Origin of the sequence: Secundilactobacillus paracollinoides (assembly GCF_001702155.1) — a bacterium.
In the GTDB taxonomy this organism is placed as follows: domain Bacteria; phylum Bacillota; class Bacilli; order Lactobacillales; family Lactobacillaceae; genus Secundilactobacillus; species Secundilactobacillus paracollinoides.
Genome location: NZ_CP014912.1, coordinates 1576257 through 1597537, shown reverse-complemented (window position 1 = coordinate 1597537; position 21281 = coordinate 1576257). Strand labels below are relative to the sequence as shown.

The 21281-nt window shown below is 46.1% G+C and carries 17 protein-coding genes, 2 pseudogenes and 2 other annotated features; of the genes and pseudogenes, 8 read left to right on the top strand and 11 right to left on the bottom strand.

Translation table 11 applies throughout. The features are described from left to right. Positions 1 to 232: 232 nt before the first annotated feature. Positions 233 to 946, bottom strand: coding sequence for a winged helix-turn-helix domain-containing protein (locus tag AYR61_RS06695; protein WP_065902249.1), 714 nt, complete (start codon positions 944 to 946; stop codon positions 233 to 235). A 192-nt stretch (positions 947 to 1138) separates the two neighbouring features. On the opposite strand from AYR61_RS06695, the gene AYR61_RS06690 reads away from it, so the two are divergent. The 8 genes and pseudogenes from AYR61_RS06690 to AYR61_RS06655 all read left to right on the top strand — a co-directional run bounded on the left by AYR61_RS06690 (position 1139) and on the right by AYR61_RS06655 (position 9397). Then, positions 1139 to 2041, top strand: a complete 903-nt coding sequence (locus AYR61_RS06690) for a phosphate ABC transporter substrate-binding protein PstS family protein (protein ID WP_054712088.1) — start codon at positions 1139 to 1141, stop codon at positions 2039 to 2041. A 78-nt stretch (positions 2042 to 2119) separates the two neighbouring features. Further along, complete coding sequence (gene pstC / locus AYR61_RS06685; protein WP_054712081.1) at positions 2120 to 3028, top strand: phosphate ABC transporter permease subunit PstC; 909 nt, start codon at positions 2120 to 2122, stop codon at positions 3026 to 3028. Further along, a pseudogene (gene pstA, locus AYR61_RS06680) lies at positions 3025 to 3912 on the top strand (phosphate ABC transporter permease PstA). Before pstC ends, pstA begins: the two are co-directional and overlap by 4 nt. Before the next feature lie 8 nt (positions 3913 to 3920). Then, positions 3921 to 4715: a phosphate ABC transporter ATP-binding protein PstB gene (gene pstB / locus AYR61_RS06675; protein WP_065902247.1), complete on the top strand. Its 795-nt coding sequence runs from the start codon at positions 3921 to 3923 to the stop codon at positions 4713 to 4715. A 13-nt stretch (positions 4716 to 4728) separates the two neighbouring features. Continuing rightward, a complete protein-coding gene (gene pstB / locus AYR61_RS06670) occupies positions 4729 to 5487 on the top strand; it encodes a phosphate ABC transporter ATP-binding protein PstB (RefSeq protein WP_065902244.1) in 759 nt (252 codons plus the stop codon). 10 nt (positions 5488 to 5497) lie between these two features. Beyond that, the gene (phoU, locus tag AYR61_RS06665) at positions 5498 to 6199 is read left to right on the top strand and encodes a phosphate signaling complex protein PhoU (RefSeq protein ID WP_054712076.1); all 702 of its coding nucleotides are present in this window, start codon (positions 5498 to 5500) and stop codon (positions 6197 to 6199) included. A 277-nt stretch (positions 6200 to 6476) separates the two neighbouring features. Then, positions 6477 to 7752, top strand: a pseudogene (locus AYR61_RS06660) (IS1380 family transposase). 241 nt (positions 7753 to 7993) lie between these two features. After that, positions 7994 to 9397 (top strand): MFS transporter, encoded by a 1404-nt coding sequence (locus tag AYR61_RS06655; RefSeq protein WP_225356523.1) that lies wholly within the window; start codon positions 7994 to 7996, stop codon positions 9395 to 9397. Positions 9398 to 9448: 51 nt separating this feature from the next. On the opposite strand, the gene AYR61_RS06650 is transcribed toward AYR61_RS06655, so the two are convergent. The 10 genes from AYR61_RS06650 to AYR61_RS06605 all read right to left on the bottom strand — a co-directional run bounded on the left by AYR61_RS06650 (position 9449) and on the right by AYR61_RS06605 (position 20328). Then, on the bottom strand, positions 9449 to 10222 hold the full coding sequence (locus AYR61_RS06650; RefSeq protein WP_054711258.1) for an ABC transporter ATP-binding protein: 774 nt from the start codon (positions 10220 to 10222) through the stop codon (positions 9449 to 9451). Positions 10223 to 10237: 15 nt separating this feature from the next. Beyond that, positions 10238 to 11251: an ABC transporter permease gene (locus AYR61_RS06645; protein ID WP_082409319.1), complete on the bottom strand. Its 1014-nt coding sequence runs from the start codon at positions 11249 to 11251 to the stop codon at positions 10238 to 10240. A 20-nt stretch (positions 11252 to 11271) separates the two neighbouring features. Further along, positions 11272 to 12318: an ABC transporter substrate-binding protein gene (locus AYR61_RS06640; protein ID WP_056987544.1), complete on the bottom strand. Its 1047-nt coding sequence runs from the start codon at positions 12316 to 12318 to the stop codon at positions 11272 to 11274. 71 nt (positions 12319 to 12389) lie between these two features. Further along, positions 12390 to 12632 (bottom strand) — a binding site (T-box leader). A 240-nt stretch (positions 12633 to 12872) separates the two neighbouring features. Continuing rightward, a complete protein-coding gene (locus tag AYR61_RS06635; RefSeq protein WP_065902241.1) occupies positions 12873 to 14054 on the bottom strand; it encodes an aminotransferase class I/II-fold pyridoxal phosphate-dependent enzyme in 1182 nt (393 codons plus the stop codon). Between the two features lie 13 nt (positions 14055 to 14067). Beyond that, the gene (locus AYR61_RS06630) at positions 14068 to 15210 is read right to left on the bottom strand and encodes a trans-sulfuration enzyme family protein (protein WP_065902239.1); all 1143 of its coding nucleotides are present in this window, start codon (positions 15208 to 15210) and stop codon (positions 14068 to 14070) included. 13 nt (positions 15211 to 15223) lie between these two features. Beyond that, complete coding sequence (locus tag AYR61_RS06625) at positions 15224 to 15652, bottom strand: GNAT family N-acetyltransferase (RefSeq protein WP_054711252.1); 429 nt, start codon at positions 15650 to 15652, stop codon at positions 15224 to 15226. A gap of 39 nt (positions 15653 to 15691) precedes the next feature. Next, complete coding sequence (locus AYR61_RS06620) at positions 15692 to 16990, bottom strand: O-acetylhomoserine aminocarboxypropyltransferase/cysteine synthase family protein (RefSeq protein ID WP_054711250.1); 1299 nt, start codon at positions 16988 to 16990, stop codon at positions 15692 to 15694. 12 nt (positions 16991 to 17002) lie between these two features. Continuing rightward, on the bottom strand, positions 17003 to 18082 hold the full coding sequence (locus AYR61_RS06615; protein WP_065902237.1) for an Ldh family oxidoreductase: 1080 nt from the start codon (positions 18080 to 18082) through the stop codon (positions 17003 to 17005). Positions 18083 to 18093: 11 nt separating this feature from the next. Next, positions 18094 to 19134, bottom strand: coding sequence for an ABC transporter substrate-binding protein (locus AYR61_RS06610; protein ID WP_056987542.1), 1041 nt, complete (start codon positions 19132 to 19134; stop codon positions 18094 to 18096). Between the two features lie 36 nt (positions 19135 to 19170). Then, positions 19171 to 20328 carry an amidohydrolase gene (locus AYR61_RS06605; RefSeq protein WP_083220042.1) on the bottom strand — a complete coding sequence of 386 codons (1158 nt, stop codon included), beginning with the start codon at positions 20326 to 20328 and terminating at the stop codon, positions 19171 to 19173. 139 nt (positions 20329 to 20467) lie between these two features. Then, positions 20468 to 20701: a binding site (T-box leader), on the bottom strand. Between the last annotated feature and the right edge of the window lie 580 nt (positions 20702 to 21281).

The window sequence follows — 21281 nt, the reverse complement described above, 5'->3', positions numbered from 1 at the left end:
CGAACGGTGGAACGAAGCAACATTAAAGCGTTACTTTGAATCACCCAACAATGGACAGACACCTTGCGAAAAACGTTTCGACAATAAGACCCAAAACCACGGCGCCAAACAAATCTCAGAACTAAAATCCTCACAATCTTATCAAAAAGTGAACCTCCAAAATTTCTTCTCTAAGGATGCCTGCCTAAAACGATTACATAGTAAAAATCTCTACCCCCCTCCTAAAAAATCATCAGTCAGCAACCTCCATCTCCGTTTTAAACTGATACCCAAATCCGCGCACAGTCACCAAATAAGCCGGCATCTTAGCGTCTAACTCAATCAATTTGCGCAGTTTGCTAATGTGAGAATCAATCGCCCGCATCGTCGCATCGCGGCGATTATGCCACACACCTTCTGCAATTTGGCCGCGGGTCAGGACGACGTTTGCGTTCTGGACGAAGAACACTAGCAACCTAAACTCCAGTGGCCCCATCTCTAATCGTTTGCCGCCTGCTGTCACCTGATAGTGTTGAAAATCGATCATGAGTCGCCCAACTTGCAGCGTCTGCGTTGGAATCGACGCGATCCGTTCACGGTGCGTTGCCGACCAAATTTTCTGACTAATTCGCGCCCGCAATTCGGAATCGGTCATCAGGCAGTCTAAAACGTCATCAAAATGCAGATTTTCAAGCAGTGTGCAAGCAAGTGCCGACCCAGCCTGATGGTAGCCGATCGCCAGCATCGGACCGCTGAACTGCTGGCGGAGTAATTCCAGGTTTGCCCGCTGGTTTGCAACGAGCACTTGGTGTTGAATATCAAAGATGATCATGGTCTGGTCATAACGACTGAGTAAAAATTCTGGTGGTAGACTTGGCGCTTCAATCAGTTTCCAATCGCCGATCAACCGGCTTAAACGCGCCGCTAGATTAGCATTTTCAGTCACTAATAAGATGCTGCGAGTCATGGTGGCACCTCCTATTATTTTTGGCTACCCTTATTTATGGCACAAATTTCCGAAATAAAATACCCCCTTTACATAAACGTTACAAGAACCATACAGTATCTTTACATTGGCGATTTATACTAAGTTTGTGGTTAGGAACAAACCACGACGTTACTATCATTGAAGCCACTATTTAAAAGGAGCGTTCTACTTATGAAGAACAAAGTCATTGCGTCCACCATCGTTACCATGGGTCTCGTTGGCCTGCTATTAGGCGGCTGCAGTTCAAGCAGCAACAGTAAGTCAAAGTCGTCTAGCACAAGCACCTCAGCCAAAACAACCAAGGTCACGGCAGTCGGATCAACGGCGTTACAACCCCTCGTCGAACAAGCCGCAACTGATTATCAAAAGGATCATAAAGACACCACTTTGACCGTTCAAGGCGGCGGGTCAGGGACTGGTCTCAGTCAGGTTCAGCAGGGTGCCGTGCAAATCGGAAACTCTGATATCTTTGCTGAACAGCAGTCAGGTGTTAAGGCTAAGAAACTGGTCGATCACCAAGTTGCCGTTGTCGGAATGGCACCCGTGGTCAATAAAAAAGTCGACGTCACAAACTTATCCATGGCACAACTCCGCGATATCTTTACCGGTAAGATCAAGAACTGGAAGGAAGTCGGCGGTCAAGACCAAAAAATCACTGTCATTAACCGTGCTCAGGGAAGTGGCACCCGTGCAACCTTTGAAGCGGCTGTTTTGAAGGGTGAAAAAGCAATCACTTCTCAAGAACAGGATTCAAACGGTACGGTGCAAAAATTAGTGACCTCAACTCCTGGTGCTATTAGCTACCTGGCCTTTTCCTACATCAAACCTGATATTCAGGCAGTTGGTATCGACCACGTGAAACCGACTGATGCCAACGTGACTACTAACAAATGGAAGATCTGGTCATATGAACACATGTACACGAAGGGCCAACCAAATAAACAAACGGCCCAATTTCTGAAGTACATGCTCACCACTAAAATTCAAAAAGGGCTCGTCAAGAACCTTGGGTACATTAACATGCAATCCATGAAGGTCACGAAAAACGCGCAAAACGTTGTGTCCGCAAAATAAGTTGGTTGAACACTAATTGAGGATTCCAGGCCGCGGCAGTCGTTGCCTAGGACCCTCTCTTTTATTTGGAGGCGTTTTATGGATCTTACCTCACCCTCAAAGGCCACACATGAAGACCGTCGTGGCCGACTGATCAGCTATGGCTGTATCGGCATCATCACCATTCTAGTTGTCAGTATCCTCTACTTTATTGCCTCACGCGGACTGGCGACCTTTTTTCAAGATCACGTTGACCTTTGGCAATTTATCTCAGGCACCCAGTGGAACCCCAGCGTCTTAGACAAGGCCGGACATCCGCAAGTAGGCGCGTTGCCCATGATCACCACCTCGTTTATGGTCACCCTGTTATCAGCCATTGTGGCCACGCCTTTCGCCATTGCGGCAGCCCTATTCATGACAGAAATTGCCCCGCAACGCGGCAGCAAGATCCTGCAACCCGTCATGGAACTGCTCGTCGGCATTCCCTCCGTGGTTTACGGGTTCATTGGCTTAACTGTTATCGTCCCCATTATTCGCACCCTGTTCGGTGGCACTGGGGTGGGGATTCTCGCCGGCACTAGTGTGCTTTTTGTTATGATTTTGCCCACGGTAACTTCCCTCTCAGTTGATGCGTTAAATGCTGTCCCATCACATTTGCGCTCCGCATCGCTTGCACTGGGTGCCACCCGGTGGCAGACCATCTATAAAGTCATTTTACGCGCCGCAACACCCAGACTGCTCACCGCTATCATTTTTGGGATGGCCCGGGCCTTTGGTGAGGCGCTCGCCGTCCAAATGGTGATTGGAAACGCCGTATTGATGCCTCACGGACTCGTGTCAGCCACGTCGACTTTAACGAGTCAGCTGACGACCCAAATCGGTAACACCGTGATGGGCACCCTACCCAACAACGCGCTATGGTCACTGGCATTAATTCTGCTGCTCATGTCGCTCGTCTTTAACCTGCTCATCCGGTTTATCGGGAAACGGGGGCGTTTTAATCCATGACACCACAACGAACAAATCGTGTTGCCACCCTGTTGATCAACGCAATGGTCGTCTTTGTAATCTTAATCCTCGTCTTTTTAGTCGGCGATATCTTAACGATCGGCTTGCCCCATGTCACCTGGCATTTGCTGACTTCACCCTCGCAGTCCTTTGCGGCGGGCGGCGGCATTCGAGACCAATTGTTTAACTCCTGCTACTTGCTGGTGTTGACACTGGTCATTTCGTTTCCCCTGGCCTTAGGGGCAGCTATCTATCTGGCAGAGTATGCTGCAGACAACTGGCTGACAGACCTCATTCGAACCGCCATCGAAGTCCTGAGTTCATTGCCGTCAGTGGTCGTTGGCTTGTTTGGCTACTTGCTCTTCGTGATCCAATTTCACTTTGGCTTCTCAATCCTTTCCGGCGCAATTGCCCTGACCTTTTTCAATTTACCGCTTTTGATTCGCAGCATTGAAGGGTCACTGAACGCAGTCCCGACCAGTCAACATGAAGCAGGTGTCTCACTGGGACTCTCCAACTGGCGAACGATCAAGGGCATCATTCTCCCAGCAGCGCTGCCCGGGATCCTGACCGGTATCATTTTAAGCGCCGGCCGCGTATTTGGTGAAGCAGCCGCGTTGATCTACACGGCAGGGCAAAGTGCGCCGATCGTGAGTTACACCAACTGAAATCCTCTGAGCGCAGACAGTTTTTTGAACCCAATGCGACCCGCTGAAACGCTTGCTGTGCATATCTGGAAAGTGAATACGGAAGGTGTTACACCGGATGCGCTCACGATTTCTAGCGGTGCTTCAGCGGTTTTGATCATCGTGCTCCTCATTGTCAATCTGAGTGCACGCGCGCTTGGCACCCATCTCTACCGGAAAATGACCGGACATAAGTGAGGTAATCTATGCAAAACACGGACTTTTCTCAAACCTACCTGATGGCGCCAGACCTACCATCAGCAATCACGACTGAAGACCTGCAAGTTTTCTACGGCAACAACCATGCCATGCACGACGCGACGTTACAGTTTCCGGAAAATCGTATCACCGCACTGATCGGCGCCTCAGGATCCGGTAAATCCACATTTCTCAGAAGTTTAAACCGCATGAACGATGATGTGGCAACCGTTACGGGAAAAATTATGTATCATGACACCGATATCAATGCGAAAAATGTCAACGTTTATGCGGTTCGTCGGCACATCGGGATGGTGTTCCAACGGCCGAATCCCTTTGCGAAGTCCATCCGCGATAACATCACCTTTGCGCTCAAAGCTTATGGTATTCGCAATCAGGCGGAGTTAGATGAACGGATCGAAACTAGTTTAAAAGAAGCTGCGCTGTGGGATGAAGTGAAGGACACACTCGACCGGAGTGCGTTATCGCTGTCTGGCGGTCAGGCACAACGCCTCTGTCTAGCGCGGTCTTTGGCAGTTCAACCAGACGTTTTATTGCTGGATGAACCTGCCAGTGCCCTCGACCCGATTTCCACGGCAAAGATCGAAGCCACCTTAATTAAATTGGCGGAACATTACACCATCATTATCGTGACCCATAACATGCAGCAGGCATCACGCATTAGTCAGTACACGGCGTTTTTCCATCTGGGTCACGTGCTGGAATTTGATACCACAAGTAACCTATTTCAAACGCCGCAACTGCCGATCACCCGCGACTATGTTACCGGCCACTTTGGCTAGAAAGGAGCGACAAATGACGACGCCCCTCTTATCCACAAAAAATGTCCACCTCTCATACGGTGACCACGAAGCATTGCATGGCATTTCATTAGACTATGAACCCAACACGATCACTGCCCTGATCGGCCCCTCCGGTTGCGGCAAGTCGACCTATTTACGATGCCTCAACCGGATGAACGACATGATCGCCAATGTGACGATTACGGGAACCTTCAACTTTAAAGGTCAGGATCTGTACGCGCCAAACGCCAATTTAGTTGCCTTACGAACCCAAATCGGGATGGTATTTCAACAACCGAATCCCTTTCCGTTCTCGGTTCGAGAAAATGTCGCCTACGGATTACGTTTAAACGGCCGCCCAAGTCGAACAGCCATCGCAGAGAAGGTTGAATGGGCGCTCAAACAGGCTGCCGTGTGGGACGAAGTAAAGGATGATCTCGATAAAAACGCCCTGTCATTTTCCGGCGGTCAGCAGCAACGAATCTGCATCGCTCGGTTACTGGCGGTCTCACCTGACATCATCTTATTGGATGAGCCGACCAGTGCACTGGATCCAATCTCCAGCAGTGAGATTGAGGCCACATTGATGGCGCTAAAGAAGACGTACACGATCATCATCGTCACTCATAACCTGCAACAGGCATCACGTATCTCAGACCGTACCGCTTTTATGCTAAACGGCGACCTCGTTGAAGTTGGGGAGACAAACCAGTTTTTCCTAACGCCAGAGCAACAGGCCACCAGCGACTATCTCACCGGTAAATTTGGCTAGGAGGCCCCGTATGCAAACGCACTTTTTAGAAATGTTTCACACCCTGAACGACCACTTTACAGAAATGGGGCAACATGTGAATCAGCAGATCAACCGGGCAACTCAAGCCTTTGTCGATCATGACCAGGGAAAGGCCAACTTAGTCATCACCACTGATCAGCAGATCAACAAGGCTGAGGTTCAATTGGAAAAAGAAGCCCTCGAATTGATTGCCCTTCAGCAACCTTTTGCCGATAATTTTCGGGCCGTGATCTCCATCTTGAAAGCCAGTGCTGATCTAGAGCGTATCGGTGACCACGCCACTGGGATTGCCCGTGAAACGCTTCGTCTGAAATCCAGCGTTCGAAACGCTGACATTGAAAAGGCTGTGGCCGACCTCAGTGAACTCATTCGCAGCATGTTGGCCGACATCCTGGAGGCCACAGCCGAGCTCAACACAGAGCTCGCGATTTCGGTGGCCCATCAAGACCTTCAAGTAGACGAACAGTACGTTCGAATCCGCCACACGGTTTCAACTACCCTGCAGCAGGAACCCGACATGGCACAGGTAAGTTCAGGCTACCTGTTGGTCGTTAAGATTCTTGAACGAATTGGGGATCACATTGTGAACCTTGCTGAAGAGGTTGTTTATAATGTGGATGGCGAAATTGTTGAGTTGAATCTGGGCAAGACGCAACCTGAGTTGGTGCAGCAGGCACTGGATCAAAAATAGATTAACTGAAAACTAAAGCGATATCGTCGGCTTGGCGTTATCGATTTAGTTTTTTACATATGCTTGATGATTCAAATTAAATTGCAAATATCCAAATCACTACTATAATATTAAAGACCTGATTTATTCACAAAGATATGCAAAATACCCATCAAACACATGCATCACGCGTTTGATGGGTATTTTGTATTTTCACCTTTTAAGTACACAAAAAGAGCCCCAGCTCTGGTATAGTTAAATTGCTAAACAAAACCACATGAGAGAAGAGGACTCTATATTGAAAACTTTACAGGAAATGGCATTAAATTTCAACAAAAACATTTTAGTATCGCATACGGGTGGTCAATTATCTTCCGATGGCGGGCTAACATTGTGTGTAGAGCTGATGGCAAAATTCCAGTTCACCATCTTGGCCGACAAACTATTGAGGTTCAATGACCAGCGACGATATTGTCAACACAGTAATTCTAGTATCTTAAAACAGTTAATTCTTCAGATTATTGCTGGTTATAGCGCAGATTCTGCGGCAACTTCTTTAGAAAAAGAACCGCTTTTTAAATTATTATTGGATAAACCGTCTTTGGCAACGCTTTGATAAAGATAGTGTTAGCACATTACAGACTTTAAATGAGGCTTTGATCGACCGTGTTCGACTATTAACCAACCAGACAGCCACGATTATTGATATCGATTCGACTCACTCAGACACTTATGGCAAACAGGAAGCCACTAACTACAACGCACATTATGGTACTGAAGGATATCATCCATTACTGGCAACTGATCAAGATGGTAACTTATTGAAAGCTGTCTTGCGTCCTGGAAATGCCTACACCAGCAAAGATGTAAAAGCTTTTTTAACACCACTATTAAAGCATTATCAAACTCAGCTGCCCACGACTGACATTCTGGTTCGTGGTGATAGTGGCTTCGCCACGCCAGAAGTTTACGATGTCTGTGAAGCCAACGATGTGTTTTACATTATTCGACTCAAATGCAATCGAAAATTACAGAATCTAGCTGAAAAGTTCGTCAAGATCAGTGATCAAACCCAGTGGCAAGAGGAAGAGACTCATTACTACTCTGAAATCTATCAATCAGCATCGTGGCCTAAGCCACGGCAGATTTATATTAAATCAACTCGAGTAGCTGGTGAACTGATCTTTTCACATGAATTTATCGTCACTAATCTGACTAATTTAACGGCTGAAACTGCCTTCGAACTGTATCACAAACGCGGCCAAATGGAAAATTACATCAAAGAAGCTAAAACAGGTTTCTTTTTCGATAAGACTGATAGTCCAACGTTTAATGCCAATGCTGCCCGGATGATGGTTAGTGTACTGGCTTACAATATTGTCAACTTTTTAAAGCAGCTAGCACTGACAAAACATGATTCCGGCTTGTGCGTTAGCACATTGCGGATCCGTTTATTCAAAGTTGCGGCACGTGTTGTGCATACTGGCCGACGCATTCAGTTGCGGCTGAGCTCGTATCATGTTTACCATCGGCTGTTCTACCAGGCTCTACAGCGTATCCAGGCTATTGAATAACCGGCAAAATTAAAAAAATCTGTACAACCAAGGGACAAGTGTATCCAAAAGTTCAAAGCAATTCTGAGTTAGTTGAAAGATCTCACTAGCTAGAACTGATAAACATCGTATTTCAGCAAAAGATAAAGACATACCCGTCAGTTTTCGAAAAAATACGAAAACTGACGGGATTTTTATGAACTATGAATAATTCAGGTTAAAGAAGCAATCCCATACATATCGCCACGAAAGAAGGATTTTTTTGGAAACAAAAGTCACCCGTCGCACCCAACTGTCGATTTTAGCAGTGGGGCTACTCTCGTTTATCGGTATCCTCATTGAAACGTCTATGAATTTGACGTTTCCAACGTTGATCACGCAACTCCATGTCTCTTTATCGACGATCCAGTGGGTCACTACCGGCTATCTGTTGTTGGTGACCATCGTGATGGGCACCACAGCGTATCTTTTAAAACGATTTGACGGCCGAACGATTTTTCGGTTTGCAATCATTTGTTGTCTCATTGGCACCATCCTGTGCGGCATCGCGCCCAACTTCACCTTTCTCATTTTCGGGCGGTTGTTTCAGGCGATATCCACAGGGTTATCCACACCACTGATGTTTAACATCATTTTGACTTCCGTGCCAAAATTTCAGTTAGGCGTCTACACCGGCCTTGCTGCAATGGTCGTTTCCTTTGCACCTGCCCTTGGGCCAACGTATGGTGGCCTGTTAAACCACGCCTTGTCATGGCGGTGGATTTTCTGGATTGCCCTACCGATTATTATCATTGTTGCATTTCTGGGAAACAGCACAATTCATACCAGGGCCTCCCACCAACACGGCGCATTTGATTTTTATGGACTGGCACTCGTTGCCGTCATTTTTGCAAGTTTGGTTTGGACCTTCAACGAAGCCGGAACGCACGGGTTTATGAGCGGTCAATTCTGGGGCTGGCTAATCGTCTTTCTTCTATTGATGGGCATCCAGCTCTGGCACATGGGTCATGGCAAACGAGAATTGCTGGACTGGTCAATTTTGAAAATGCCGCTGATTCGCCTCCGGTTGACGACCTACTTCCTATTGCAGTTCACCAACATCGGTATTTCCTTTGTGATTCCGCTCTACGCCGAAAATGTCTTGGGTGCCAATTCGATGGTCGCAGGCATGATCCTCTTTCCCGGTGCCCTACTGGGTGCCATCACCGCACCACTTGCCGGTCGGATCTATGATAAACGAGGCGGAATTCTGCCGATTATGATCAGCAACGTGTTCCTTCTGATTGGCACGGGCCTCTTTGCGACGCTGACCAACCATCTGACGCTCGGCTTGATTGCCATCTTCTTCATGGTGCTGCGACTTGGTTTCAACTTTGGGTTCGGGAATCTCATGTCCGATGCCAGCAAGCACGTTGCGGTACACCAAAAGGCCGACCAAAATTCGCTGTTCAATATGATGCAGCAATACGCCGGCTCACTGGGAACCGGCGTGCTATCAGCCATTATCTCAGCGCATGAGCTGACCATCCGCTCCACCGAACATGCGACGAGACAGGGCAGCCACGTTGATTTTGTGGTGTTGGTTGTACTGGCACTGATTGCGTTTGCGGCAGCGTTGGTGGCTAATCGGTATATTTTGAAAGAACGAAAACAAGTGTCAGCATGACAAAACGACCGAGAAATCACATGATTTCTCGGTCGTTTTTAGCTGTGTTGATTACCGTGACGCTTCCTGGACGTCCTCCAAACCAAAATTCAACTTCTCTTGAATTTCGTGGCGGAACGTTGCAAAGTCTTCACTCACCCGTGACCGTGGATGCGGCAGCGGGTTGTCGACAATTTCCTTAATTCGACCAGGTCGCGGTGTCATGACCACGATCCGGTTACTCAGATAGACCGCTTCATCGATATCATGGGTTACCAAGATCATGGTGGTGTGTGTCTCTTCCCAAACACGATAGATGACGTTTTGAATATCAGCTCGTGTGAAGGCATCGAGGGCCCCCATTGGTTCATCCAGTAACAGAATCTCCGGTTTCATGATGATTGAGCGCGCCAAAGCCGCCCGCTGTGCCATCCCACCTGAAACTTGGTGCGGATAGGAATTCTCAAAACCGGTCAGCCCCATCAGATCGATGTAGTGCTTCACCAGGGCTTTGTCGAAATGACGGCCCTTAGTGACCTTCAACCCAACACTGATATTTTCCTCAATCGTTTCCCATGGAAAAAGACTCCCATGTTGGAAAACATACCCTCGCGAATAGTCCGGCTTAGTGATCCGGTCACCATCAATGGTAACCTTCCCTTCCTCGGGTTGATCCAATCCTGAAATGAGCCGCAACAGCGTCGTTTTACCACAGCCCGATGGCCCAATGATGGACACGAATTCGCCAGGGTTGACGGTAAAGTCGATATCGTCTAATACATTAATTTCTTGACCATTGTTATCCTGCAAACGCCGGTTAACGTGGTCAACTTCTAATACACCCATTTAATGTGCCCCTTTCTAATTTCGCTTTTCACGCCAACGTAAGAAGTAGTCCTGAACCTTCGTGAACAGCGCGAAGAGAACGGAGAACAAAATGGCCATGATGACAATCGCTGCGTACACCTGCGTGTAGTTACCAGTCCCTTTTGCCCAGTTGATAAACCAACCGAGACCAACCTTGGCACCAATCATTTCAGAAATCACCAACATGGTAAATGAGAGACCCATGGCGGTGTAGATCCCGGTGAAGATGCTTGGTAACGCACCAGGAATCACGATTTTACGCACAATTTGCCACTCGCTGAACCCGAGTGTTTTCGCAGATTCGAAGTACTCTTTAGAAATGCCTTGAACTCCACCAATGGTCATGAAGGCCACTGGGAACCAAACGGAAAACGCAATCAAGAAAACTTCGGCCATGTAGCTCGTTGGAAAAATAACCATGGTTAACGGCATCCACGCAGCAGCTGGAATGATCCCAATCACTTTTAAATATGGGAATGCCCAGTAATTAAACTGGCGATAGCGGCCCATGCCAAGGCCTAAAACGACCCCAAGCAAGGTCCCTACAATAAAGCTGACGACCCACAATCCAAGTGACGAAAGTGTTGACGCCCAAAGTAACGCTGCGTTTTCACGCATTTGGTCAAGAATCTGGGCAGAACTCACGAAGAATGGCTGTTCAAGGACTGCGAATTTTTCAGTCAGCAAATCTTGGACAATCAGCAATACCCCTAGTGAAATGTTTAATTGGGCAAAGTGGCCGTTGTAGTGTCTGATTCGGCCGTGGGTAAACTGGCCAATAACCGTTACAATCAGGAGGTAAGCAAAGTAGGCTGCTAAGAACCAGTAGTAGGTTTTATTATTGACTAACTCTTGTGAGGCCACCAGTTTATTTTCAAAATACGCTGCCGCCACGGCGACCAAGCTCAAAATATTCCAGGTTAAATGCCATTTTTTCCAATACTTGCTTGCATCCCGCGTTGCTTTGGCTGTCTTTTTATCACTCGTTTGTTGAACAGACATCAACATGAAATTCACTCCTTACTCAATTACTTAAGATCTGGGTACCAGTATGCTTGCTTCAGGAGTTGTTTGTTGTTCGTATCCTTCTTCAAGTAACCGGCTTCCTTTAATTGTTGAATATAGTAGGCCAAATCTGACTTACCTTTCTTGAGGTTCAGGTTAAAGTGCTCATCCTGTAGAATCTGAGTCACATTCTTAACATTGATGAACTTCGTCTTTGAAACGTACCCTTTGTTCAATTCGATCTGAGCAGTTTCCTTAGGGTTCTTGTTGATCCAAGCAGCTGCTTCCTTGTAGGACTTCACGATTGCCTTAGCCTTCGCTGGGTTCTCTTTGATCAGCTTGCTTGAGATGTAGAGGTAACAGCAAGACCCGTTTTTCTTCATCCCCATGGCAGCCATCTTTGAGTTGCCTGAATAGTTGTTGTTATCAATAATGGTCTTAAACCCATCTTGTTTTTGGGCTTGGTAAGCGTATGGATCAACGGTCCCGATGGCATCAACTTGGCCCTTTTCAGCGGCCTTAGCTAACAGGTCGGTACCGTAAACTTTCCATGTCACATCCGTCTTAGGATTCAACCCGGCATGTTGCAATGCGATCGAGGTCACATACTGTGGTGTTGACCCTTGCGCAGGAATCCCAATTGTCTTCCCTTTTAGATCCTTAACACTCTTAATGCTTGAGTTCTTTGGCACTAACAACTTGATGCAGCCTTGGTGAATCCCACCAACAGCTTTGATCTGGGCACCATTTTGAATGGCTGGCAGATATTGGAAATCACCGTTTTGCGCATCGTACTTACCGCTCGCAAATCCAGCTTCCAAATCACTGATGTCACGGGGGTTAGCCACAAGCTTGGCCTTGATCCCGTTCTTCTTAAAGAACCCCTTCTCGTAAGCGATGTAATTAGGGGCGTTACAGATTGACCCATCTTTTGCAGGAATCGTCACTGTCCCGTACTTATACGTTTTTGAAGCACCCTTATTACTTGCACTGCTATTCCCACAACCCGCGAGAATACCACCAATTGCTAATAAACTCACCAAACCAACTAAGAAACCCTTTTTCCTCATCGTGAAGCCTCCCAAATAAGATAACTAAAATAATAACTGAAACAAAAAAACGCCCCTATGCCCGCATAAGACATAAGGACGATTACTCGCGATACCACCTTTAATTTGACTATTTTTCACAAAATAGCCCTCACCGAGTACGTCATGAAGCCATGAGATACCCTTATCCGCTATCGAGGACAACCGCCAGAACTTAACTATTCGGCTCTGGACGCTCAAAGACCATCTTCGATTCTGCACCCATACCGGCTTTCACCGCTCCCGGCTCTCTAAAATGGATACGATAAATCTACTTATCTCATCACTGCGTGTTTAATATTAAAATATGGTTAAATTATAATGCAATGTGTACATTTGTCAACATGCAATTTTAGATTTCCTTGAAAATCAGTGATATCAGGTGATAAGTGATAATTTTAAAACATGTTAATACGTATTTACATTCCGGCACAATAACACACTCTATTTTTTCACCACTAATCTTAATAAATCAATTCAATAATATCGTATGTATGTCAGAGTAAACGACTTACCAGCCGCCTACTCAAAGTAAGTTATTGTTTCACAGACTGCGTGTTAACAAATTGGGTCAATCGGCTCACAGCCAATTTAAGATTATCCAGACTCGTCGCATAGCTGATTCTAAAATAGTGCGACCCACCGGACTCGAAGGCCTCACCAGGTACCGTTGCTATTTTTGCTTTTTCAGCCAGCAGATCCGTGTAATCATTCGCGCTTCCTGTAAAGGTTGCCGGAACTTCAACATACACATAGAAAGCACCCTGTGGCTCGACGAACTGATAGCCTAATGCTATTAACGCGTGAGTCAGGTAACGTTGTCGTTCCTCGTAGATTGCCTTCATCCTTCTTGGATCGCCATCGCCGTTAAGAAATGCTTCAGTAGCAGCATCCATATTGAGCGAGCCAATGGTCGCAACGTTAGCTTGATGCACCTTTGCAAGTAGGCCAATCACGTCAGTCTGGCCAGCTAAATAGCCAACACGCCAACCAGTCATCGCATATGCCTTTGAAACACCATTTATATAGAGCGTCTGATCAGGCAAAAGACTTGCAATAGAAACATGATCTACGCTGTAAGACAGTTCGCTATACACTTCATCACTTAACACTGCGACGTCATACGTTTTTAAAACGGCAGCTAAGGCTTGAAGCTCAACAGATGTCAACGTCACGCCCGTGGGATTATTTGGATAATTCAAAACAACAAGTTTAACGCGACCAGCATAAGTCTCGAGATACGATTTTAAAACGGCGGGAGTTAACTTAAAGTCATTTTGACTGGTATCGATAGTCACCGGTACCCCACCATTTTGTAACGTCACCGTTTCATACAGACTAAAAGCTGGTGACGGAATCAAAACCACATCGTTTGGTCCAATCATGCCATTGATCACAGTGCTAATGGCTTCAGTAGCCCCATTTGTCACAATTAGCTGACTTTGCGGGTTATAGGTGAGTTGATATCGCCGTAACAAATAATCACTAATTGCTTGTAAAAGTCCAGCAGTCCCACGATTAGGTGCGTAATGACTATGATTATCAAGGATACTTTGAATGGCTGCTAATTTAATATGGTCTGGGGTGACAAAATCAGGCTCACCAATCGTCAACTTAACAATATCCTTAATCGCCCCATACTTTTGATTGACGCGCCGAATCAAAGAGGATGGAATTTGATTTAAACGAGGCTTTACTAAATTAGAAATTTCATGCATCCTATCACCTCCGTTATAACTGGTCCAAACCTTGTTTTAAATCCCCAATCAAATCCCTAGGATCCTCAATCCCTACCGATAACCGCACTAATTGGTGAGTAATCCCAACGGCTAACTGTTGTGCATCTGACAATTCAGCATGTGTCATTTTGTACGGTAACTCGATCAGACTTTCCACCGCACCAAGGCTCACGGCTAACTGGATGAGTGACAAACTTTCTACAAATTTCTTTGCATCAAGACCAGCCTTCAATTCAAAACTGATAATACCGCCAAACCCATTTGTTTCAGCCTTCGCAATGTCGTAATCCTTTGACCCTGGAACGCCCGGATAATAGATTTTTGAAACTTCATCTCGCTCTTGTAAAAAGGCGACAATTTTGGCGGCATTACTCAGATGACGGTCTAACCGAACAGCAAGGGTTTGAATACCGCGCCGAATTTGAGCAGCATTTTCAGGCGATAGGATCGAACCGATCCCGTTTTGATTGAAATAGATACGATCAGCTAGCGCCTGTGTTTTTGCAACAACAAGGCCGGCAACAACATCGGAGTGTCCCCCAAGATACTTGGTGGCTGAGTGAACGACAATATCTGCTCCCAATGTTAGCGGGCGCTGCAGGTAAGGCGTTAAAAACGTATTGTCCACAATGGTTAGTAGGTTATGAGCTTTCGCAATAGCAGCAATGGCTTTGACACTCGTGACTTTTAAGAGTGGATTCGTACATGTTTCAAAGTAGATTGCCTTTGTATTGGGCTGAATGGCGGCTTCAACTGCTTTGGTATCCTGAGTATCCACCGCCGTAAATTCGAGCTGCCAGCGTTTAAAGAACTGGGTAATCAACCGAAACGTCCCGCCATAGACGGTGTTGCCAATCACAATATGATCGCCTGGAGAAAAGATAGCGAGGGTGGCGTGAATGGCTGCTAGGCCTGATGAAAAGGCAAATCCCTTAACACCACCTTCTAGCGTTGCAATTTGATCTTCTAAGTAGTTTCGAGTTGGATTACCCGAACGCGCATAATCCCATTTCACCTGCGAGTCGACCGTTGGAAAAATGTACGTTGAAGATGCATAGATAGGCACATTGACCGCCCCCGTGTCGTTGTCATGTTGTGGCGTGCCATGTACCAGTTGCGTATCGAATTCTGCCATAATCACTAACCTCCTAAGACTGATCTAAATCGATGTCTAAATACGTTATATCTGTGCGTTGCTTAAACCCAAGGTGTTCCCAGAACGCTCTGCCGTCCACATTATCGTTGGTTGTAAACAACCCTATTTTCTCAATTTCTTGCTGCTTAAATTCTGCCAAAACTTTGTGAATGAGCGTAGTGCCAATGTGTTGACCACGATGCCCATCCGCAATTGCGGTGTGATACAGGTAGCCTTTGCGACCATCCGTACCGCCTAAAATGGTCCCAATAATTGCGCCATCGTTGTCAATTGCGGCAAAACACAATGTTGGATTATGATCGACCACAGATTTGATTCCCGCGTACGTGTTATTCAGCGACCCTAAATTCATTCCAGGTGTCTTTTCCCAAAGCGCATACGCTTCGTCATAGTCTTCTGGAGTAAAGTGACGTATTTGCATATTTCGAATCCTTTCTAGTTCCCAAATTCAGTATTCTTATCAGTCGTTAAACGCACCGGAAATGGCCTGATCCAGATCCGCAATCAAATCATCAACATCCTCTAACCCAATCGATAATCGGATCACATTGTCATTCAGTGCATGTTTAGCTCGAATTTCTTCTGGAATCTCACGGTGAGTTGTCTTCGTCGGGTTCACAATTAATGACTTAGCATCCCCAACATTTGGCAAATAGCTGAAGATTTGAACGCCGTTGATAATGTCACGAATCTGAGCAATACCGCCCGCAACTTCAAATGCCAGGATCGCGCCAATGCCATGTGGATAGTATTTTTTAACGAGGCTGTTTTCAGTATCAAGTCCTGAATAATAAACCCGCTTAACGTGGCTATTTTCCTGAAGGTACTTCGCGATTTTAGTTGCACTGGCAACCTCTTTCGTCACCCGTTCTGAAATCGTTTCAAGCCCAATGAGCGACATGTACGCTTCAACAGGACTGAGAACGGCACCCATCAGCCTGAGATATTTCATCCGAATACGGGAGATAAATGCTTTACTACCAAACTTTTCGACAAAGCTTTGACCGTTTGGATGTGCATCATCCGTCAAAATAAACTCCGATTCATTCAATTGGGGGAACTTATCGCTGGACCAATCAAACTTCCCGTTGTCAACGACAAGGCCGCCAATCACATTACCATGCCCATTGATGCCCTTTGTCGACGAGTAAATTGAAATATCCGCACCGAATTCAAAAGGTTTAAACAAATATGGCGTTGGAAATGTGTTATCAATGATCAATGGAATCCCAGCGGTATGGGCAATGTCAGCGAGACCTGCCACATCCGTAATTTCAGTACTTGGGTTGGCCACACTTTCGGCATAAATGGCTTTCGTGTCCGCCGTTATCTGATTTTGGATACTCGTCAAATCGTTCACGTCATCATAAAAATCGACCGTGATCCCAAACTTTGGAAATAGCGTCCGAAACTCGTCAAGACTCCCGCCATAAATGTTAGACGGCGCTAGTACATGACCACCGCCCTCTGCAACATTAAAAATGGTGTACGTAATCGCAGCCATCCCGGAACCAAGCGCAACAGCCCCAACCCCGCCTTCAAGTGCCGCGATTCGATTTTCAAAGACCTCTGTCGTGGGATTTGAGACCCGCGAGTAACTGAATTCTTTCTTTTGCCCGGAAACAACTTTTAACCCATTATCAAAATTTTCAAGGCCAAACGCTGCAGTGGCATATATCGGCACCGACGAGGCATACTGATGTTTCGACCAGTCATAGCCCGCATGAAGGCGCTGTGTATCAAAATGTTCTTCAACCATTCTGGCTCACTCCTAAAATTCAAACTGTTGTGCATCAAGATGAAGACTGTTGGCAATGGTATTCAGCACCGTAATCGTTTCATCCTCAAGTGAAATTCCTGCTGTCTGATGTCTGCGATAACTTGCAATTTCTGGATCACCTGGCACAAGAACGGGTTGCGCATCCGTCAAAGGCGGTAGGGCTCTCAATCGGTTCAGTAAGTCGCTGAGTCGTGTCTGAATTGCCAAAGGTTCACCAAACAATTTAGGGTCAAGTGCCAGAAAAAAGTGACTAATGCCGCGCTGGCCACTTCCCATATCTACCGAAAGTGGTCCCTGAGCCAGCACTCCGGTTAATATCTCGACCAGCAAAGTTAGCCCATAGCCCTTATATCCAGCATTTGTTTCATCCAAACCACCAAGTGGTAAGACGCCGCCTAATCGTTTGGGGTGTTGCATGTTAGCAACAAGTTTGCCTGGATCATGGGTCACTGCACCAGTCTCATCAATTGCCCAGTCACCTGGTACGGCTTGGTGACGCTGCATGAGCACCTCAAACTTGCCAAACGAAACAGTCGATGTTGCGGCGTCAAAGACAAAGTCGTCCGTTTCAGTGGGCATGCCAAATGCGATGGGATTGCTGCCAAGGAATGCATCCTTAGCATGTGTCGGAACGGTTAGCGGATTTGTATTTGTCATACTGATACCGATCAACCCAGCCCGACTTATTTGGCGAACATAGTAGCCCGCAGCTCCAAAATGATTGGAATTTCGGACGCTGACAACACTGATGCCAGTCTGGGACGCCTTTGTGATTGCCAGGTGAGTGGCTTGTGAGGCAATCAGTTGTCCCATCCCATGTTCACCATCGATCAGGACTGAACTAGCCGTTTCTTTTAAAATCGTGCCATGTCGATCCGGTAGAATATCTCCGTGATTAAGTTTTCTCACGTACATCCCGAGTCGTTGCATCCCGTGCGACGCAATACCACGCATATCTGCGTCGACTAAGCTTGATGCAATCGTGCCACTGTCGTTGGCATTAAAGCCATACTGTTCAAAAACCGTTTTTGCAAATTGTTTTAATTTTTCTGGTTCAAACGTCTTTGTCATGCCAATTTACCTTATTTGCCTGTGTAATAAGCTTGTTCAACCAATTTCTTGACGTTGGTATCCTTCTTCAAAAAGCCAGCTTGTTTAAGTTGCTTTGCGTAGTACGTCACATCCGCTTTACCGGAAGCTTTCTTCAGCCCAAAGTGATATTGCTTGATCAAGTTGGTAACGTTCTGTTCGTTAACGAACTTCGTCTTGGCGACATACTTCTTGTTGAGCAAAATCTTAGCGGTTTGTTGTGGGTGCTTGTTGATCCATTGCGCAGCTTCGGCGTATGACTTCACGATGGCGTTAGCCTTGGACTTGTTGTCCTTGGTCAGTTTGTTGGAGAGGTATAAGTAGCAGCAAGAACCGCTCTTCTTCATCCCCATATCAGCCATCTTTTGAGAATTACTGCTGTTATTATTGTTGACGATAACGCGGAAACCATCCTGTTTTTCTGCTTGGTAAGCGTATGGGTCAACCGTCCCAATGGCGTCGACCTGGCCTTTTTCAGCAGCCTTAGTCAGCAGATCATAGTCGTACGTTTTCCATGTCACACCAGTTTGCGGGTTGATGCCAGCATGTTGCAACGCGATGGAAGCTACATACTGAGCAGTTGAGCCTTGACCAGGTGTAGCAATGGTCTTCCCCTTCAGATCCTTAACCGACTTAATTTTGGAATTCTTTGGGACAAGGACACTGATACACCCTTGGTGAATACCGCCGGCCGCCTGAATTTGCGCACCGTTTTGAATCGCTGGCAGATATTGAAAGTCACCGTTTAAAGCATCGTATTTACCACTCGCGAAACCGGCTTCTAAATCTGAGATATCCGTTGGCTTGGCAACCAGTTTTGCCTTTAACCCATTTTTCTTAAAGAAGCCCTTTTCGTAGGCAATGTAGTTTGGTGCCCCACAAATTGTCCCGTTTTTGGCAGGAATCGTGATGCTGCCATACTTGTACGTACTATTACTTTTGGAGGATGACGCTTTACTATTACCACACCCAGCCAACGTACCAACCAGCGCCAGTGACGCTAAACTTGCTAAAATAACATGCCATTTTTTCATATCTTCCATCTCCTAAACCCGATTTAAAATGATCTTTTAAGCTTGTTGATTGACATAACTAAGTAAACTCTTGGCCGCATCCAAGAAATACTGAACCGCAACTGGAATCGTTTCGTCCAGGCCAATAAAATTCGGGTCATGCCAGTCGGCCGCATCCGGCTGGCCATTCGACCCAATAAAGGCGAAGACGCCAGGATATTGCGTTTGGAAAGTAGCAAAATCCTCACCAGCCATTGAAATTTCTGGGGTGATCACCTTTGCGTGCGTCTCTGCTTCTTTCGCCACCACTTCTGTTAGTGTCGGCTCATTATCAATTGGCACCGCACCAACTGACCAGTCAAAATCGGCAGTTTCTCCAAATGCCGCAGCAATTTGATTGACGATTGTTTCCATGCGACGCTTCACAAGTTGCGTTGTCTCATCGTTAAATGTCCGAACAGTGCCGCCCAATTTAACCGTTTCCGGCAACACGTTCCAGGTTTCACCGCCATGGACCTGTGTCACACTGACGACAACCGTATCCAGCGGCTTGACGTTGCGACTCACAATTGTCTGTAACTGTGACACGATTGCTGCTTGGGCAACGATTGGATCGTGCCCTTTTTCCGGACGCGCACCATGTGACCCGGCACCGTGCAAGGTGATATCAAAGTGGTAACATCCTGCCATCAATACGCCTGGCTTCAATCCAATCGTGCCAATGGGTAGATTGGGATTATTGTGAAATCCGGCAATGGCACTCGTCCCATCCAGAACATGTTTTGCCAGAACCTGATCGCCGCCATGTCCGGCCTCTTCTGCTGGTTGGAACAGAAGTTGAATCGTCCCCGTGATATTAGCCTTCTGTTGTTGTAAAAGGAATGCCGCTCCCAACAAGCTTAAAAAATGAAGATCGTGGCCACAAGCATGCATCACACCCTTATTTTGAGAACTGTAAGGTAAATTGGTTGCTTCCGTGACTGGAAGTGCGTCAATATCAGCTCGCAGGGTAACCTGTTTACCCGGTTTAGCGCCACGAATATAGGCAACCACCCCCGTATCTAAATCGGTATCCGCAACTTCAATTCCCCAGTCGGTTAGTATTTGGCTGATTTTCTTAGTTGTTTCAAATTCCTGATTGGACAACTCAGGATGCTGATGAAATTCATGTCGCAAGGTCGTAATTTGTTGAATGAACGCTGGATCAATTGCCATAATGAACGGTCTCCTTTTTAAAATAATCACACAAACTGTTTGCTAGGCTTCAGGGGCGTCAGCATCATTCCAAATATTCACGCACTTATATCTCAAATGATGAAACGAAAAAAGCACCCTCATCCCAGACTAATCACTTAGTCAGGACGAAGATGCTTCGCGTTACCACCTGAATTCAAACGACCCTCACAAGCCGTCTCTCTTTGGGTACCAGTGATACCCGAACGCTATAACGGGCGTACCCGTTGTCGTTTAACAGTCGCTCAACGACAATCATTTACTCAAGACCATCTTCGACAATCAAACCATGCTGTGTTCCACCTCACCACAGCTCTCTGTGAACGATTTGGTTGTCTACTCTTCTTGAATTTTTGTTTGATATAAGAACCACGAATATTATTAAGCTTTGATTAGAGATTGTCAATGAATTTTAAAGCCATAGTCAAACATAGGATCCATTTTCTCAATCTATTGTTCTATATTATGGCGAATATACTTACGTCACAAAATAAATTATCTTAAAAAGAATTCTAAGTCATTTTTAAGAAAGTGACACAACATTCAGTTGTAAAAACATTTGCGAGTTCAGAAAAAGCCTTTTTATCAGCATTTCATAGTCTGCAAGCTGAATTAACGATTAAAAGTTAATTAAAAGTTATTGACATATTCTAAGCGAATCGTTATTGTAGAAATCAATAAATTGCAAATAATAAACGTTGAAGAGAAGAGTAAATCACGGAGTAGGTACAAAGTGATCACCAATAGTGAAAAGGTGAAACCGAACAATGGTTGAAGATGAACTCTGAGTTGTGGTTGCCGGTGAAAGCTGAAAACCCGTGAGGATACGATATAATCCCAAACATGCTTTTGTGTTGTTGAGGTGTAATAATGCTATTACACGAATCTGGGTGGTACCACGATGCTTTCGTCCCTGTTATAGATACAAGTCTATA

Coding starts and splice junctions, on each gene's coding strand:
- AYR61_RS06695 (WP_065902249.1), bottom strand. CDS start 946: ATGACTCGCAGCATCTTATTAGTGACTGAAAATGCTAATCTAGCGGCG.
- AYR61_RS06690 (WP_054712088.1), top strand. CDS start 1,139: ATGAAGAACAAAGTCATTGCGTCCACCATCGTTACCATGGGTCTCGTT.
- pstC (WP_054712081.1), top strand. CDS start 2,120: ATGGATCTTACCTCACCCTCAAAGGCCACACATGAAGACCGTCGTGGC.
- pstB (WP_065902247.1), top strand. CDS start 3,921: ATGCAAAACACGGACTTTTCTCAAACCTACCTGATGGCGCCAGACCTA.
- pstB (WP_065902244.1), top strand. CDS start 4,729: ATGACGACGCCCCTCTTATCCACAAAAAATGTCCACCTCTCATACGGT.
- phoU (WP_054712076.1), top strand. CDS start 5,498: ATGCAAACGCACTTTTTAGAAATGTTTCACACCCTGAACGACCACTTT.
- AYR61_RS06650 (WP_054711258.1), bottom strand. CDS start 10,222: ATGGGTGTATTAGAAGTTGACCACGTTAACCGGCGTTTGCAGGATAAC.
- AYR61_RS06645 (WP_082409319.1), bottom strand. CDS start 11,251: ATGTTGATGTCTGTTCAACAAACGAGTGATAAAAAGACAGCCAAAGCA.
- AYR61_RS06640 (WP_056987544.1), bottom strand. CDS start 12,318: ATGAGGAAAAAGGGTTTCTTAGTTGGTTTGGTGAGTTTATTAGCAATT.
- AYR61_RS06635 (WP_065902241.1), bottom strand. CDS start 14,054: ATGCATGAAATTTCTAATTTAGTAAAGCCTCGTTTAAATCAAATTCCA.
- AYR61_RS06630 (WP_065902239.1), bottom strand. CDS start 15,210: ATGGCAGAATTCGATACGCAACTGGTACATGGCACGCCACAACATGAC.
- AYR61_RS06625 (WP_054711252.1), bottom strand. CDS start 15,652: ATGCAAATACGTCACTTTACTCCAGAAGACTATGACGAAGCGTATGCG.
- AYR61_RS06620 (WP_054711250.1), bottom strand. CDS start 16,990: ATGGTTGAAGAACATTTTGATACACAGCGCCTTCATGCGGGCTATGAC.
- AYR61_RS06615 (WP_065902237.1), bottom strand. CDS start 18,082: ATGACAAAGACGTTTGAACCAGAAAAATTAAAACAATTTGCAAAAACG.
- AYR61_RS06610 (WP_056987542.1), bottom strand. CDS start 19,134: ATGAAAAAATGGCATGTTATTTTAGCAAGTTTAGCGTCACTGGCGCTG.
- AYR61_RS06605 (WP_083220042.1), bottom strand. CDS start 20,328: ATGGCAATTGATCCAGCGTTCATTCAACAAATTACGACCTTGCGACAT.